The sequence below is a fragment of the Curtobacterium flaccumfaciens genome, assembly GCF_051548005.1.
Taxonomy (GTDB): domain Bacteria; phylum Actinomycetota; class Actinomycetes; order Actinomycetales; family Microbacteriaceae; genus Curtobacterium.
The window spans coordinates 23882-39713 of record NZ_JBPUGH010000012.1 but is presented as its reverse complement, the minus strand read 5'-3'; the positions used below and the strand labels follow the sequence as shown (position 1 = coordinate 39713).

At 72.5% G+C, this 15832-nt stretch carries 14 protein-coding genes; 3 read left to right on the top strand and 11 right to left on the bottom strand.

The genetic code is table 11. The annotated features are described in order from the left end of the window. The 3 genes from ACSW7Y_RS03315 to ACSW7Y_RS03305 all read right to left on the bottom strand — a co-directional run. Positions 1-888, bottom strand: an 888-nt coding sequence (locus ACSW7Y_RS03315) for a LacI family DNA-binding transcriptional regulator (protein ID WP_438124919.1), incomplete at its 3' end; no start/stop codon positions are given. Between the two features lie 45 nt (positions 889-933). Then, positions 934-1671: a class I SAM-dependent methyltransferase gene (locus tag ACSW7Y_RS03310; protein WP_438124918.1), complete on the bottom strand. Its 738-nt coding sequence runs from the start codon at positions 1669-1671 to the stop codon at positions 934-936. Positions 1672-1775: 104 nt separating this feature from the next. Further along, positions 1776-2267, bottom strand: a complete 492-nt coding sequence (locus ACSW7Y_RS03305) for a nucleoside deaminase (RefSeq protein ID WP_438124917.1) — start codon at positions 2265-2267, stop codon at positions 1776-1778. 96 nt (positions 2268-2363) lie between these two features. Between ACSW7Y_RS03305 and ACSW7Y_RS03300 the strand changes: the two genes are divergently transcribed. Further along, positions 2364-3035 carry a TIGR02453 family protein gene (locus tag ACSW7Y_RS03300; RefSeq protein WP_438124916.1) on the top strand — a complete coding sequence of 224 codons (672 nt, stop codon included), beginning with the start codon at positions 2364-2366 and terminating at the stop codon, positions 3033-3035. A gap of 97 nt (positions 3036-3132) precedes the next feature. On the opposite strand, the gene ACSW7Y_RS03295 is transcribed toward ACSW7Y_RS03300, so the two are convergent. Next, positions 3133-3789, bottom strand: a complete 657-nt coding sequence (locus ACSW7Y_RS03295; RefSeq protein ID WP_438124915.1) for a CatA-like O-acetyltransferase — start codon at positions 3787-3789, stop codon at positions 3133-3135. 36 nt (positions 3790-3825) lie between these two features. Here ACSW7Y_RS03295 and ACSW7Y_RS03290 point away from each other — a divergent pair, with 36 nt between their 5' ends. Together ACSW7Y_RS03290 and ACSW7Y_RS03285 are read left to right on the top strand one after the other, a co-directional pair. Next, positions 3826-4374 (top strand): YbaK/EbsC family protein, encoded by a 549-nt coding sequence (locus ACSW7Y_RS03290; protein WP_438124914.1) that lies wholly within the window; start codon positions 3826-3828, stop codon positions 4372-4374. Next, positions 4371-4946: a GNAT family N-acetyltransferase gene (locus ACSW7Y_RS03285; RefSeq protein WP_438124913.1), complete on the top strand. Its 576-nt coding sequence runs from the start codon at positions 4371-4373 to the stop codon at positions 4944-4946. The genes ACSW7Y_RS03290 and ACSW7Y_RS03285 overlap by 4 nt, the downstream gene beginning before the upstream one ends. Here the strand turns inward: ACSW7Y_RS03285 and ACSW7Y_RS03280 are convergent. The 7 genes from ACSW7Y_RS03280 to ACSW7Y_RS03250 form a co-directional block, all read right to left on the bottom strand. Beyond that, complete coding sequence (locus tag ACSW7Y_RS03280) at positions 4927-5295, bottom strand: VOC family protein (protein WP_438124912.1); 369 nt, start codon at positions 5293-5295, stop codon at positions 4927-4929. The two genes, ACSW7Y_RS03285 and ACSW7Y_RS03280, sit on opposite strands and share 20 nt — an antisense overlap. A 19-nt stretch (positions 5296-5314) precedes the next feature. Then, positions 5315-9196 carry an ATP-dependent RNA helicase HrpA gene (gene hrpA / locus ACSW7Y_RS03275; protein ID WP_438124911.1) on the bottom strand — a complete coding sequence of 1294 codons (3882 nt, stop codon included), beginning with the start codon at positions 9194-9196 and terminating at the stop codon, positions 5315-5317. A 47-nt stretch (positions 9197-9243) separates the two neighbouring features. After that, the gene (locus ACSW7Y_RS03270; protein ID WP_438124910.1) at positions 9244-11121 is read right to left on the bottom strand and encodes a thioredoxin domain-containing protein; all 1878 of its coding nucleotides are present in this window, start codon (positions 11119-11121) and stop codon (positions 9244-9246) included. A 66-nt stretch (positions 11122-11187) separates the two neighbouring features. Then, positions 11188-11733, bottom strand: a complete 546-nt coding sequence (locus tag ACSW7Y_RS03265) for an ATPase (RefSeq protein WP_438124909.1) — start codon at positions 11731-11733, stop codon at positions 11188-11190. A 3-nt stretch (positions 11734-11736) separates the two neighbouring features. Continuing rightward, a complete protein-coding gene (locus tag ACSW7Y_RS03260; RefSeq protein WP_438124908.1) occupies positions 11737-12792 on the bottom strand; it encodes an NAD-dependent epimerase/dehydratase family protein in 1056 nt (351 codons plus the stop codon). Between the two features lie 259 nt (positions 12793-13051). Further along, positions 13052-13912, bottom strand: coding sequence for a sulfurtransferase (locus ACSW7Y_RS03255; protein WP_438124907.1), 861 nt, complete (start codon positions 13910-13912; stop codon positions 13052-13054). A 358-nt stretch (positions 13913-14270) separates the two neighbouring features. Then, complete coding sequence (locus tag ACSW7Y_RS03250) at positions 14271-15821, bottom strand: MFS transporter (RefSeq protein WP_438124906.1); 1551 nt, start codon at positions 15819-15821, stop codon at positions 14271-14273. Positions 15822-15832 lie beyond the last annotated feature (11 nt).

The window sequence follows — 15832 nt, the reverse complement described above, 5'->3', positions numbered from 1 at the left end:
CTTCCGGTCGAAGGCCACGGTCGTGAGCGCGGGGATCGCGAACGCCGCCGCCGCGATGTCGTCGAACCCCATCACGCTGACCTGCTCCGGCACCCGGACCTTCCGGGCGGCGAGGACGTGCAGCACCCCGAACGCGATCGAGTCGGTGAACGCGAACACCGCGTCCGGGAGGTCGTTCCGGTCCAACCACGCGCCGAACTCGCGCGCTGCCGTCGCCGTCGACCAGTCGTCCAGCGGGACCCGGAGCCCCGCGTCCACCGGGAGGCCCGCCGCGGTCAGCGCGTCGCCGTGCCCGCGCTCCCGGAGTTCGCTCGTCGCCGTTGCACGGACCGCTGCGGCCGCACCGACGATCGCGATCCGACGGTGCCCGGCGCCGAGCAGGAACGCCGTCGCCTCCTCGGCCGCGGCCCGGCTGTCGACGTGCACCTGGTCGACGTGCTCCGGCTCGACCTCACCGATGACGACGGTCGGCGGGAGCCCCTCGGTCGACGCCAGCACGCTCGCGCTGAGCGTCACCGGGTTGAGCACGAGCCCGTCCACGAGGTGCGCGCGGGCCCGCGACACGAGGTCCTGCTCGCGCTCGGGGTCGTTGCCCGTCTGGTCGAGCTGCACGACCCAACCGTGGTCGCGGGCGAGCTCGACGAACCACTCGGTGAGCTCGGCGGCGTACGGGTTCCGCATCTCCGGCAGGGTCAGCGCGATGACGCCCGAGCGGCCGTTCCGCAGCCCGCGGGCCGAGAGGTTCGGCACGTACCCGAGTTCGGCGACCGCCTGTTCGACGCGGGCACGGGTATCCGGGCGCACGGGGACGCCGCCGTTGACGACGTTGGAGACGGTCTTCGGTGACACCCCGGCGAGGGCCGCCACCTCCCGCACGGTCGCGCGCATCGTCCGAGCGTACCGCCCGGGTCGGCCGCGCTCGGGCTGGCCGCGCTACGGCCGTCGTTCGTAGCGGTGGGCGTGCGTGCGGTACGGCACCCGGACGACGTCGTGCCCGGCCGTGTCAGCGTGGGTGTCGAGCAGCTTCTCGACCGCTCGACGGAGTCCGGCGCGCTCGGCGTCCGGCAGCACGATGACGTAGCTGCGGGACAGGACCATGTCGAGGAACGCCGACCGGTCCTGCTCGTGCACCCACTCGAACACGCGGTGCTCCCGCGCGTCGAGCGGTCCGTCCAGCATCGACTCGTCGTCGTACGACATCCGCTGCGCCTCGGGCCGCGTGATGACCTCGCCGAGCCGCTGCGCCCAGTCCGAGGTCTCGTCGCGCACGTTCCAGACGAGGCCGAGGACGCCACCCGGCCGGAGGACCCGAGCGGCCTCGGTGACGCCGGCTGCCGGGTCGACCCAGTGCCAGGACTGCGCGAAGGTCATCGCGTCGGCCGAGGCGTCCGGCAGCGGGATCGCCTCGCCGGTGCCGTCGAGCGCGCGGACGTCCGGCAGCAGCGCCGCGAGCCGTGCCCGCATCGCCGGGTCCGGTTCGACGGCGACGACCTCGGCGCCGCGGCCGAGCAGCGTCCGGGTGAACTTGCCGGTGCCCGCACCGACGTCGACGAGCCGGCGGGCGTCGTGCGGCACCAGCCAGTCGGCCACCTCGGCCGGGTACCCCGGCCGCCCGTGCTCGTAGGCGTCGACCGCGCTGCCGAAGGACCGCGCGTGCTGCTCGAAGGTCATGTCCCCAGCCTGGCACCCGTCGGTCTGGAGGCGCGGTGCGGGCCCGCCCCGAGCCTCCAGGTCGTCACAGGGTCGCGTCCACCGCGTCCACCGCGTCCACCGCGTCAGTCCGCGTGCCGGGCGCTCCATGCGCGGAACGGCGCGGTCGGGTCGTCGACGCTGCCCTGTTCGGCGCGCAGCGCGCGCTCGTCGACGGGCTTGGCGTACTCGTCGTAGAAGGTCGCGAGGGTCATCAGGCGGTTGCCGTCCTCGTAGTGCTCGCCCTCCTGCTCCCGCGACGCCGCGTAGACCACGCGGTCGGGCTGCGCGTAGTAGAGCGCGCCGAGGCACATCGGGCACGGGTACGCCGTCACGAAGACGTCGTAGCCGCCGAGGTCCGTGATGCCCTGCTCGGCCGCGGCCCGGATCGCCCGGATCTCGGCGTGCGCCGTCGGGTCCCCGGTCTGGGCGACGTGGTTGACGGCCTCGACGACGACCTCGCCGTCTCGGACGATCAGGCAGGCGAAGGGCTTGCCGCCGTCGGCGACGTTGTCGAGGGCGCGGGAGACCGCCAGCGCCGTGAAGTCGGTCGGTGGGGTCGGTTCGTCGTGGTGCATCGGCCCACCGTCCTCCCGGCGGCTGCCCGGGCGGTGGGCGGCGTCGTACCCCGTCGCGTCGGGCAGGTCGCAGTCGGCGGCGGTTCACTGGCCGGCATGACCGACCGGCCCTTCACCCCTGCACTCGCCACGTTCTTCCGCGGGCTCGCCGAGCACAACGAGAAGTCGTGGTTCGAGGACCACCGGGAGGACTGGGAGCGGCACGTCGAGGCGCCGATGGAGGCCCTGCTCGACGAGGCCGAGCGACGCTACGGACCCGGACGCGTGCTCCGGCAGCACCGGGACCTCCGCTTCACGCCCGACAAGCGGCCGTACCGGGAGGACACCGGGCTGACCGCGGGCGGGGTCTACCTCAGCGCCGGGGCCGACGGCATCCAGGCGGGTGGCGGGCTCTACACGCCGTCGCGCGCGCAGCTCGACGCCGCCCGCACCGCGATCGACGAGCACCGCCGGGCTGCGGCGGCGCTGCAGCGGGAGCTCGACGACCTCGTCGATGCCGGGTTCGAACTCGCCGGGCCGCCGCTCAAGACCGCGCCGCGGGGGTACGACGCGGACCACCCGCGCATCGAGCTGCTCCGGATGCAGCACTACGCCGCGCTCCGGCACCTGCCGTTGACCAGCCCGCTGTCCGACATCGTCGATGCGTGGGAGCGGGTGCAGCCCCTCGTGCGGTGGACCGTGAAGTGGGCGCGCGCCGACGATACCGAGGCCGCGGACGACCCGGCGCCGCCCGTTCCGGGATCCCGGTCGATCGACGAGCGGGCCTGAGCGGCAGCTGCGTCCGCGGGGACTGCGCGATCGCGCCTTCGTCGCGGGTCACGGGTCGCGGGTCGCGGGTCGCGCGGCGCGTTCCGCGCGTCGCGGTTCAGCCGCGGAGCCAGCCGGCCTCGGCGAACGTCGTCTGCAGCTCCGCGAACAGGCGGGAGCCGTGGAACCCGTCGACTGCCGCATGGTTCACCCGCACCGCGATCGGCATGATCGTCCGCCCCTCGACGTACCGGTACCGCCCGATGGTGAACACCGGCAGTAGGTGGTCGAAGCCCTCCTTGACGTGCAGCGCGAACCCGGTGAAGGACGCCCCGGGCAGGGTCGACACATCGAACACGTTCCGTGGCCGGTCCGGCTGCGGGAACATCCGGTGGTCGTCCCGGTAGCGCTCCATCGTCGCCACCGCCGCTGCGTGGAACCGTGCCGGGTCCTCGTCGTACGGGACGAACAGCACCGAGAAGGTCTCGGTGTCCGGGTGGAACACCGTGAACATCGGGTGGACCACGTCCCACACCGCCGGGGAGCCGTCCTCCTGGAGCTGCATCCGGAACTCCTCGTGGCGGTTCACCACGGACGCGATCGCCCACAGCTGTGAGGCGTAGGTGCGACGGTCGGTCCGCCTGACCGTCTCGGCGAAGTCGGTGACGTCGAGCTCGACGGTCATCTCCCACGTGCAGGGCACCCGGTCGCGGTAGTGCTCGAAGTGCTCGCGGCGGGGCCAGGTGGCGAGGTCGACGGGGCGGAGGGCGGACATGAGAGCCAGTCTGGTCCCGGTCCCTAGGGTTGGACCATGCCGACACTGCAGCGCGTCCCCGCCCTCGTCGCCTCCGGTCAGCTCGCGATCCCGGTCGCCGAGGCCCTCGTCGGACTGCCCGAGGACGTCCTCGCACGGATCGAAGCCGCACCGGTCGACCCCACTCTGGCGGACACCGCGGCGTTCTCGGAGGCGTACGGCTTCCCGGTGGAGGGCGGCGCGAACTGCATCGTCGTCGCGGGCAAGCGCGGTGAGGACGTCCGGTACGCCGCGTGCATCGTCCTCGCGCACACCCGGCTCGACGTGAACCGCGTCGTCAAGAAGCTCCTCGACGTCCGCAAGGCGAGCTTCGCCCCGATGGACGAGGCCGTCCGGCTGACCGGCATGGAGTACGGCGGCATCACCCCGATCGGCCTGCCGACGTCGTGGCCCGTGTACGTGGACGCGCGGGTGCAGGACGCTCCCGAGGTCGTCATCGGCGCCGGGCTCCGCGGCGCGAAGCTGTTCCTGCCCGGCACGGTGCTCGCGGCACTCCCGCACGTGCAGGTCGTCGAGGGGCTCGCGACCGTCGCCGGAGACGCGTGACGGTCCGGCTGCCGATCGTCGTCGACGATCACGTGTCGCTCGTCCTCGCCGACGACTCCGTGGCCGAGGCGTACCGCGACCTCGTGCTGGGCGACCTCGACCACCTTCGCCCGTGGGAAGAGCTCGCCCGACCCGGCCTCTCGCTCGAGGACGTCCGCGCCTACCTCACCCCGGGACTCACCGGCTGGGCCGAGGGCACCGGGGTCCCGACGGCGATCGTGCTCGACGGACAGGTCGTCGGTGCGCTCGCCGCACGGATCACCCCCGTGACGGCGAGGGCCGAGGTCGGCTACTGGTTGGCGTCGAGCGCCGGCGGACGCGGGGTGATGACCCGAGCAGCCGAGGCACTCGTCGACGCGCTGTTCGCCGACGGGGTCTTCCGCGTCGAACTCCGGACCGCCGCCGACAACCGGCCGAGCCGCGCGGTCGCGGAGCGCCTCGGGTTCACGCTCGAGGGCACGCTCCGGCAGGCGTACCCGATCGAGGGCGTGCGGCACGACCTCTGCGTGTACGCGTTGCTCGCGACCGATCCGCCCGTGCCGCCGGGCTCCGTCAGTCGTTCGGGCGGATGAGGCAGAAGGGGTGCCCGGCCGGGTCGAGGTACACGCGGAACGTCTCGGTCCCCGATCCCGTCGCCGTCGCGCCGATCCCCAGGACCGCGGTTTCCCCGGCGTCGAGGTCCTCGACCTTCACGTCGAGGTGGCTCTGCTGCGGGACGTCCTGCCCGGGCCACTCCGCCGCGCGGTAGTCCTCCACGCGTTGGAACGCGAGGATCGGCCGGAGGTCGGTGAAGGGGAGCGCGATCTCCGCCCAGTCCTCGTCGAAGGCGACGATCTCGCCGCCGAGGAGTTGCACGGAGAAGCGCGCGAGTTCGCGGGGGTCCGGGCAGTCCAGGACGACGACGTCGAGTGTGCCGATCATGGCCGACACGCTAGCCCCGTCAGCGCGCCGCGGCCAGGGCCTTCGTGATCCGCTGCAACGACACCGTCTCGGCGGTCCCGAGCTCTTGGGCGAAGAGACTCAACCGGAACTCCTCGAGCATCCACCGCGCGTGCACGAGCTCCGGGTGGGCTCCGACCGCCGGGGGGAAGGTGCCGCCGGCGTCGGTGTAGCGGTCGGTGGCGACGATGACCTCGCGCATCCACGCGGCATCGCGCCCGGGGTTCTGCAGGAGCTTCTGCACCCGCGCTTCGACGCCCTGCAGGTACACGCGGATGCGTCGGAGCCGGTCGAGCCCGGCGACCGAGACGAACCCCGCGAACACGAGCCGTTCGAGCTGCTGCCGCATGTCCGTCAGCGCCCCGAGCAGCGACATCGAGTTCGCCTGCTTGATCGCCCGCTCGGCGTTGCGGTGTGCGGTGAGGACGGCGGCGACCTCGGACACCGCGCTGAACATCGTGTCCACCACCGAGGCGGAGACCGCGTCGCGGACCCGCTCGAACGCGGCCTGCTCGAACACGAGTCCGTCGGGGTGCGTGGCGCGGATGCCGGCATCGACGACCGCGGCGAGGACGTCGTCGAACAACGCCTGCGTCGACGCGTACGGCGACGCGGCGAGTGCGAGTTTCTCCTGGGCGGTGAGGTGCTGCTGGATGTACGAGACCGGCGAGGGCACCGCGAGCATCACGAGCCGTCGGACTCCGGCCGGCATCGCGACGGCACGGTCGTGCTCGGTGGCGAGCAGTCGCACCGCGACCGTCGCCTTCGGACCGGAGCCCTCCTCGACCAGCGCCGGGTAGGCGCGGATCACCCCGCCGGACTGCTTGGTGTCGAGGACGCGGGGGAGGTCACCAGCGGGCCAGGTGGTGAGACCCGACCGCTCGAGGTCGGAACCGGCCTGGGCGACGCGAGCGGCGCCTCCAGGCCGGTTCGCCTTCGCCGTGGCGGAGGCGACGCTCTGCTGGGTGCGGTCCTTGAGCTTCGTCTGCAGGGCCGCGAGGTCCTTGCCCGCCTCGACCTTCCGACCGCGCTCGTCGACGACGGCCCAGGTGGGCAGCAGGTGCGGCGGCACACGCGTCAGGTCGAAGTCCGACTCCGCCACCGGCACGTAGGTCATGTGCTGGATGGTCTTCGCGAGGGTCGAGCGGAACGATTCCGTCGGCTCCGTCGGCGCGTCGTCCGGGAGCTCGGCCACGATCTTCTCGGCCCAGTCCGCCGCGGGCACGATGTTCTTCCGGATCTGCTTCGGCAGCGACTTGATGAGTGCCGTCACGAGCTCCTTGCGCAGGCCACGGACCTGCCAGTCGAAGCCCTCCTCGCGCATCCGCGGGAGCAGGGCGAGGGGCACCTGCACGCTCACGCCGTCGTCCTGCGCCCCCGGCTCGAACCGGTACTTGATGGCGAGGCGCTGGTCGCCGGACCGCCACTGGGTCGGGTACTCCTGCTGGTCCTGCGCGGCTTCCGCCGCGTCCTCGGCCAGGAGGTCAGACCTGCGCATCGTGAGCAGGTCCGGTTGGTCGCGCCTCGCCTTCCGCCACCACCCCTCGAAGTCGCGGGTGGTCGCCACGTCCGCCGGGATCCGGGCGTCGTAGAAGTCGACGATCTTCTCGTCGTCGAAGAGGATGTCCCGCCGACGTGTGCGCTCCTCGAGCTGTTCGAGCTCCTTGCGGAGACGACGGTTCTCGCGGTCGAAGGCCTGCTGCGAGTCCCACTCGCCCTCGACGAGGGCATGCCGGATGAACAGCTCGCGGGAGTGCTCGGGATCGACGCGCTTGTACTGCACGCGCCGGCGCTGGACGACCGGGACGCCGAACAGGGTGACCCGCTCGTACGCGACGACGGCGCCCTGCTTCTTCTCCCAGTGCGGCTCACCGTAGGTGCGCTTGAGGAGGTCACCGGCGAGCGGTTCCACCCACGCGGGGTCGATCTTCCCGACGGTCCGGGCGAACAGGCGACTGGTCTCGACGAGTTCGGCGGCCATCACTGCGTCGGGCTGCTTCTTCGCGAGGACGCTGCCCGGGAACACCACGAACCGGGTGTTGCGCGAACCGAGGTAGTCGCGCTTCTCGCGGTCGCGGAGTCCGATCTGACTGAGGAGCCCGGCCAGCAGGGACCGGTGCACGGCGTCGCCGTCCTCGCTGCGGGACTGCCCCACGCGGACGTCGACCTGCTTCGCCGCGCGCGACAGCTGGCGGTACAGGTCCTGCCACTCGCGGATGCGGAGGTAGTTGAGGAACTCGGCCTTGCACAGGCGTCGGAACGCGCTCGACGACAGCTCGTCCTGCTTGTCCTCGATGTGGTTCCAGAGGTTGAGCAGCGTGAGGAAGTCGCTCGTCGGGTCGGCGAAGCGGGCGTGCAACTGGTCGGCGTGGGCGCGCTTCTCGAGCGGACGTTCGCGCGGGTCCTGGATGCTCAGGGCGCTGACGATCGCGATCACCTCACGGCCGACGCCCTGCCGACCGGCCTCGAGCACCATCCGGCCGAGCCGCGGGTCGATCGGCAGTCGCGTCAGCTGCCGTCCGGCCTTCGTGATGCGTCCGTCGCCGTCCACCGCACGCAGCTCGCGGAGCAGGTCGAGGCCGTCCTTCACACCACGGGAGTCGGGCGGCTGCAGGAACGGGAACGACTCGATGTCGCCGAACCCGAGCGAGATCATCTGCAGGATGACCGCAGCGAGGTTCGTGCGGAGGATCTCGGGGTCGGTGAACTCGGACCGCCGCTCGAAGTCCTGCTCGGAGTACAGCCGGATCGCGATGCCCGCACTCGTTCGACCGGCACGACCGGACCGCTGGTTCGCGCTCGCCTGACTGATCGCCTCGATCGGCAGCCGCTGCACCTTGGCGCGCGGCGAGTACCGCGAGATGCGGGCCGTCCCCGTGTCGACGACGTACTTGATGCCGGGCACGGTGAGGCTCGTCTCCGCCACGTTCGTCGCGAGGACGACCCGGCGGCGGATGCCCGGGGTCGTGCGGCGCTCGAACACCCGGTGCTGGTCGGCGGCGGACAGACGGCCGTAGAGGGGGAGGACCTCGGTGCCCGGGTAGCGCCTGCCCTCGATCGCCTCTTGCGCGTCGCGGATCTCGTTCTCGCCGGAGAGGAACACGAGGACGTCGCCCGGGTCCTCGCGGGCGAGTTCGTCGAGCGCGTCCGTGATGCCCTGGAGGACGTCGCGGTCGTCCGGGGCGCGGCCGGAGTCGCTGCCGGAGCCGTGGTCGTCGGTGCGCGGGTCGTCCTCGTCGTCGTCGCGGTCGTCGCGACCGCCGCGGCCGTCGCGGTCGTCCGCGTCCTCCGCGACGAGCGGGCGGTACCGGACCTCGACCGGGTACGTGCGGCCGGAGACCTCGATGATCGGGGCGCCGCCGAAGTGCTGCGAGAACGACTCCGGGTCGATCGTCGCACTCGTGATGATGACCTTGAGATCCGGTCGGCGGGGGAGGAGCCGCTTGAGGTACCCGAGCAGGAAGTCGATGGTCAGCGACCGCTCGTGCGCCTCGTCGATGATGATCGTGTCGTAGCGCTTCAGGTCACGGTCGAAGTGGATCTCGTTGAGGAGGATCCCGTCCGTCATCAGCTTGATCCTGGTGTTCGCGGACACCTTGTCGGTGAAGCGGACCTGGTAGCCGACGAGGTCGCCGAGCTCGCCGCCGAGTTCCTCGGACACCCGTTCGGCGATCGTGCGTGCGGCGATCCGGCGGGGCTGGGTGTGCCCGATCGACTCGCGGCCGAGTTCGAGGCAGATCTTCGGCAACTGCGTGGTCTTGCCGGAACCGGTCGCACCGGCGACGATCACGACCTGGTGGTCGCGGATTGCGGCGGCGATGTCGTCCCGCCGCTGCGAGACGGGCAGCTCGGGCGGGTACGTGATGACGGGGGTGGCAGACATGAGCATTCCAGGATACCTGCGCGGTGGAGCGTCGTCTGGTCGCCGTGTCACACAGCGAGCTGTGCCACGAGTGCGTCCGCCGTCCGCGCCGGCAGCGCGCACACGTGGTCGTGGCACACGTACGCCGCCGGATCGAGTGCAGCGCGGGACGCGAACAGCTCGAAGCCCGCAGCAGCCCACGCCTCGGCCTGCTCCGGGGTCACGGCTGCGATCGTCGTCCCCGGCCGCCGCGCTGCCGTCACAGCCGATCGCATCTGGCCCGCCGGGTCCGAGGTCACGACGACGACCTCGCGCGACGGTCGCCCGAGCGCCAGCGCGAGCCCGAGCGCATCGGCGTACCCGAGCGGCCGTTCCGTCCCGGACTGAGCACGATCGGCGACGAGCCGCGCGGCAGCGTCGCGGTACGAGCGGTCACCCGTCAGTGCTGCGATCGTCGCCGCAGCCGAGGCGAGGCCGACCGTCCCCGACCGCAGCGCCGTCTGCGGCTGTTCGCCGGTGGCGGTCCCGGCGCCGTCCAGGACCGGGTCCACGTCGAAGCGGCCCACGAGCCCATCGTCGACGAGCCCCCGTGCGGTGACCGCGTAGGACACCGCGCCGGTCACGAGCGCGAGTTCGAGCAGCCCCTCCGCGAGCAGGCCGACGTCCTCGATCGTCGCCGGAGCGCTCGACGTGCCACGCGGCGAACTCGACCGGACCGCCACGTGGCCGTCCCGCACGTGCGCCGCGAGCACCGCGTCGGCCGCGCCCCTGGCGAGGGCGATCATCTCATCGTCGCCGTGCCGCGCGCCGGCGATCGCGAGCCCCCGGATCGCGAGACCGTTCCAGCCGGTCAGCACCTGGTCGTCGAGGGGCGGGGGATCGAGCCGCGCGCGCTCGGCCAGCGGAAGGCGGTACCACTCGCCCTCCACGCGCCGCCCGTCGATGGTCGACTCGCTGTCCTGCGCCGCGACGAACGCACCGTCAGGTCGACGCAGGGTGTCGCGGAGGAACGCGGCGATGCCCCGAGCCTGAGCGGACTCGGCGACCGGCAGGAGCCCCGCGTTGTCGTAGAGCATCCGCTCGTAGTGCGGGACACTCCAGTCGCGCTGCGTCGCGTACCGGAAGACCCCGCCGTCGGCATCGGTGAGTTCGGAGCCGGCGATCGCCCCGAGGGTCCTGCCGAGCAGGCCACGGGCGTCCGCCCCGTGGGCGCCGACCGCCCTGTGGGCGCCGACCGCCCCGTCGGCGCCGTCCGCCGCGAGGTCGCCGAGCAGTTCGAGGAGCGGGGCACTCGGGAACTTCGGTGCGCCGCCGAAACCGCCGTACGTGGTGTCCTCCGCCTGCCGCAGCTGGTCGAGGACGGCTCGGATCGCGTCGACCGACGGGAGGCGCGGCTCGTCCCCGCCCCGCCCGTCGCCCGACGACTCGGTCGCGTCCGCCTCCGCACCCTGCCGGATCGCCGTCGCGATGGCCGTGGCGTTCGCATCGACCTCGCCCCGGCGGTCGCGCCAGGCGTCGAGCACCGCGCCGAGGACCTGTCGGAACGACGGCACCTGCTGCACCGGTTGCGGTGGGAAGTACGTCCCCGCGAAGAACACGTGCGCGTCGGGCGTGGTGAAGACGGTGAGCGGCCACCCGAGCTGTCCGGTGAAGGCGCTCGCCGCGGCCATCATGCTGGCGTCGACGTCGGGGCGTTCCTCGCGGTCGACCTTGACGGCGACGAAGTCCTGCCGCAGGAGGTCGGCGACGGCCGGGTCGGAGAAGCTCTCGCGTGCCATGACGTGGCACCAGTGACAGGTCGCGTACCCGATCGACACGAGGACCGGGACGTCCCGCTCGCGAGCCTCGGCGAACGCTTCCGGACCCCACTCGCGCCAGTCCACCGGGTTGTCCGCGTGTTGGCGGAGGTACGGGCTGACGGCCGAGGCGAGGCGGTTGTCGTTCATGCGTCCAGCCTGCCCCGACCGCCCTGGACTTCGGCATCGCGCTGGCCGGACTGTGGATCGATCCGCTCAGTCCACAGTGGGCGGTGCGGAGAGCCACCCCGTGAGCGACGCGAGCCGACGGGCCACGTCCTCCGGCGTCAGGTCGTCCGTGTCCACCCGCGCGACGTCGCCCCGGACAGCCGTGTCGAGCCTCCCGGCCGTCCTGGTGCTGTGCGCCAGCTGCGCCTCGGGGAGGCGACCACCCGACCGACGCCGCAGGCGGTCGGCCGTGGCCGCGTCGCCGGCGCGGAGGAGCACGGCGGTGACCACGGGGTCGTCGCCCATCGCGGTGGCCAGGGTCTCGTGCTCGAGGACGGACACCGTGTTCGTGTAGACCAACCGATGGTGGCCGAGCTCGCGGTACCGCTCCCACATCGTCGCGAGGTTCCGCTCCGCGAGGTGCGCCTCCGGGTGCTCGACGTGCGGCGCCGGGTGCGCCAGGTCGAGGGCGTCGCCCTCGATGACGACGTGCCGCACGTCGGCGGCGACGAGCAGGTCGTGCAACGCCTCGGCGGCAGTGGACTTGCCGACGCCGGAGCGGCCGCCGATGAACAGCACCTCCGCGCGCGGCACGGGTCAGCCCCGACCGAGCATGAGGAGGGCGAGCGCGGCGTCCTCCGGGCCGTAGTCGAACATCCGCTCCCAGAACGGGTCGTCCGCCCACGGCACGTCGCCGTCCACCGGGACCCGGTGCGCGGTGTCGACGAGCCAGTCGAGCTCGGGGACGACCGCCTGCTCGTACCGCGGCGGCTGCCAACCGAGCTCCCGCGCGGCTGCGGTGTCGAGGACGAACGGGCTTGACGACGACCACGGCGTCACGCCCACGAAGGCGGGCGCGTCCTCGTCGAGCAGTACCTCGTCGAACGCGTGGTCGAGGTGACCCGCGATGGCCCGGACGATCTCGCGGACCGACGGGGCGGTCTCGTCGGCGACGTTGAGGATGCGGCGGTCCGGCCGGTCCGCGACGAGTGCCACGAGGCTCGCGATCCCGGAGGCGGCGGTGGTGTGGTCGACCCCGCGGCCGTGGTCCGCCAGCAAGATCCGCTCTCGTCCGTCGAGCACGCGACGCACGACGAACCACTCGCGCGGACGCCCGATGTGCGGTCCGTGCACCTTCGACGGACGGAGGACCGTGACCGGAGCGCCGTGGTCGAGCAGGACCTGTTCGGCAGCGACCTTCGCGGCACCGTGACCGTCGCGGCTCGTCGGGTCCGCGTCGTTCGGCACGACCGTCGGCTGCAGCTCGGTGACCGGGCCGCCGAACACCGGGCGCTCGGTGGAGTTGCCGTGGCGGCCCTGCTCGTCGACGTAGACCGCCTTCGACGACACGAACACCGTGGAGCTGGCGTCGTCGAGGAACGGCCGGAGACGCAGTGCGTCGTCGCGCGTCCGACCGACGGTGTCGACGACGAGGTCGGCGCCGGGCCGCAGCAGCGATCGGAGCAACGCGGTGTCGCGGGCGTCGCCGACGGTCGAGGTCGCCCCGTCGGCGACCAGAGCGTCCGCCACGGGACCGCCTCGGCGCGAGACCACCTCGACCTGCCAGTCGTCGGCGGCGTCCAGGAGGTGTCGGGCGACCGCGGAGCCGATGCCGCCGGTGCCGCCGAGGATGACCGCGCGTCTCGTACTCATACTGCAACGGTAGTGCGGCCGGGAGGCACGGGGTGCGTCGGTCGCGCGGCGCACGTCACGCGAGCGGTCGGTCATGCGCTCGCGCGACGCGTGCCGTGCGGGCTCCGCGCGGGGCGAGACGCGGGCCCCGCGTCTTGCTCGTCGTGCGGGTCCGCGCGGGACGGGCTCCGCGTCTGGTTCGTCGTGCGGGTTCCGCGCCGGGCGGGCTCCGCGCCAGGTTCGTCGTACGGGTTCCGCGCAGGGCGGGCCGAGCGCCTGGTCAGGACGCGACGGATTCCGGCTCGCGGCGCCACCAATCGATGAGCGACCCGTCGTACACCTGCACCCGGTCGTGTCCGAGGACCGTCAGGGCGAGTGCGTCGACGCACGCCGCCGTCCCGACCCCGCAGTAGGTGACGATCTCCTCGGACTCGATGACCTCCGCGAAGGCGTCGGCGAGCGCCCGCCCCTTCAGGTAGGCGTTCGTGTCGGGGTCGACGAGGGTGCCGACCGGGATCGCCGTGCTGCCGGGGATCACGGGAGCGTGGTCGTCGCCGAGCGCGGTGTCGTCCGCCGCGAGGACGAGCGCCGCGGGCTCGACACCCGTCGTCGCACGCCGCACCCGGTCGTGGTCGACCCAGAGCGGCCGCTCTTCGCCCGCGAGGAACGCGGGCGACTCCGGGGCCTGCGCTGAACGGGCGAGGGCACCGATCCGGACCGGGCGCCCTTCGTCGCGCCACTTCGTGAAGCCGCCGTCGAGCACGGCCACCGAGTCGAAGCCGAACGACCGGAAGATCCACCAGAGGCGAGCCGACCACTGCCCGACGCCGTCGTCGTACACCACGACCGTCGACGTGTTCGTGACGCCGAGGCGCCCCGCGGCGGTCTCGAACTGCTCGGCGCCGGGGCGGGTGAACGGCACGTCGCCGTCCGGTGCCGAGAAGTCCTCGAGCAGGTCGGCGTAGCGCGCACCCGGTACGTGCCCGCGGTCGGCGTAGGCGTCTTGCGCCGGACGCCACGTGGTCTCGAGTCCGGTACCCGACGTGTGGACCGAGGCATCGAGGACGACGAGCTCGTCAGCACCGAGGTGGTCTGCGAGCCACTGCGTCGACACGAGCGGCGAGGTCAGGACGGGGGCCATGCCGCCACCGTAACGAGGACCCCTGACGCCTGCGCGGGGAACCGCAACACTGCGCAACTGCTCGCCGTTCCGTGCCGCGCGATTCGGCTCTCGGCCAGTTCCGGTGAGCGAGCGCCGGACGGCTGCCGGGTCGTAGGCGGCGCTGGAGCACGGTGTTCGGCATCGGGGGCACGGCGTCCGGCCGCTGCCGAACGACCTCGCCGCCGTCGCACGACATCGGACCCGTCGTTCGGCAGCGGCGCCGGCCCCACACGGCGAGTCCGCTACCGGGCTCGGCCGACTCCGCCCCGTACGGCGACGACCCGCCCGGCACGGAGCCGAACGGGTCGTCGTGACGCGCCTGCGTCGAAGGGGACCGTCAGTGCGCGGTGGTCGCGATGCTCCCGGTCGCCGTCGCGGCGGCGTGCTCGAGCTTCGCGAGCCGCACCGACTGCCGGTTGATGAGCAGCCCGCCGGCGAGGGCGACCAGCACGAGGACCCCGGCCGAGATGCCGAACGCCACATGGTACCCGTCGAGCACCGCCTGGGCGTTCTGGAGCTTCGTCGGCGCGGCGGAGAGGTCGGCCAACCGGTCCTTCACGACGTCCGTGAAGATGGTCGAGAGGAGTGCCGTGCCGATCGAGCCGCCGATCTGCTGCATGGTGTTGACCGTCGCGGACGCCACGCCGGCATCGGCGCGCGCGACCCCGGTCGTCGCGGTGTTGATGGCCGACGAGAAGATCGTGCCCATGCCGAGCCCGATGACGACGAGCGCCGGCAGGACGGTGCCCGCGTACGAGCTGTCGAGATCCGTCCGGAGCAGCAGGAGCAGGCCCGTGGCCGCGACCAGTCCACCGGCGAAGACCAGCACCTTCGGGCCCACGCGCGGCAGGAGTCGTCCACCGATCTGCGTCGAGGACACGATGATCGACAGCGGCATCGGCAGGAACGCCAGACCGGTCTGCAGGGACGTGAAACCGAGGGTCTGCTCGAGGTAGTAGGTCAGGAACAGGAAGATGCCGAACATCCCGATCGCGACGAGACCGATCGCGAGGTACGAGCCGCCGCGGTCGCGGTCGAGCACCACGCGGAGCGGCAGCAGCGGGTGCGCGACCCGGGTCTCGATGAAGACGAAGGCGGCGACGAGCACCACACCCGCGGCGAGCATCACGATGGTCAGCGGGTCGTCCCAACCGTTCGTCTCGGCGTTCGAGAACCCGTAGACGATCCCGACCAGGCCGGCCGTGATGGTGAGCACCCCGGCGACGTCGATCCGGGGACGGTCGACCTTCGGCGGCTTCGCCATGAACACCAGCGCGCCGATCACGCCGAGGACGGCGAAGACCACGTTGACGTAGAGGCACCAGCGCCACGACGCGTACTCGGTGAGCACCCCACCGAGGAGCAGTCCGAGTGCGGCACCCGAGCCGGCGATCGACCCGAAGATGCCGAAGGCGCGACCGCGTTCCTTCGGGTCGCGGAAGGTCGTAGTCAGCATGCCGAGTGCCGACGGAGCGAGCAGCGCTCCGAAGACCCCCTGCAGAGCCCGCGCGGCGACGAGCAGTCCGAACGAGTCCGCGAGGCCACCGAGGACGGATGCGAGCGCGAAGCCCACGAGCCCGATGATGAAGGTGTTCTTCCGGCCGAAGAGGTCGCCGAGCCGCCCGCCGAGGAGCAGCAGCGAGCCGAACGCCAGCGAGTACGCGGTGACGATCCACTGCCGCTGGTCGGTGCCGAACCCGAGGTCGGCCTGGGCGGACGGCAGCGCGATGTTCACGATCGTGGCGTCGAGCACCACCATGAGCTGCGCGAGGGCGATGACCGCGAGGGCGACCCACCGGTGGTTGGTACGGGCAGGAGCGGCGGGCGGGGAGGTCTGGGCGGTGGGCGCGGACCCGGTCGGGGTCGGCGCGGTCTGTTCTGCCGTCACGGGCAGCCTCC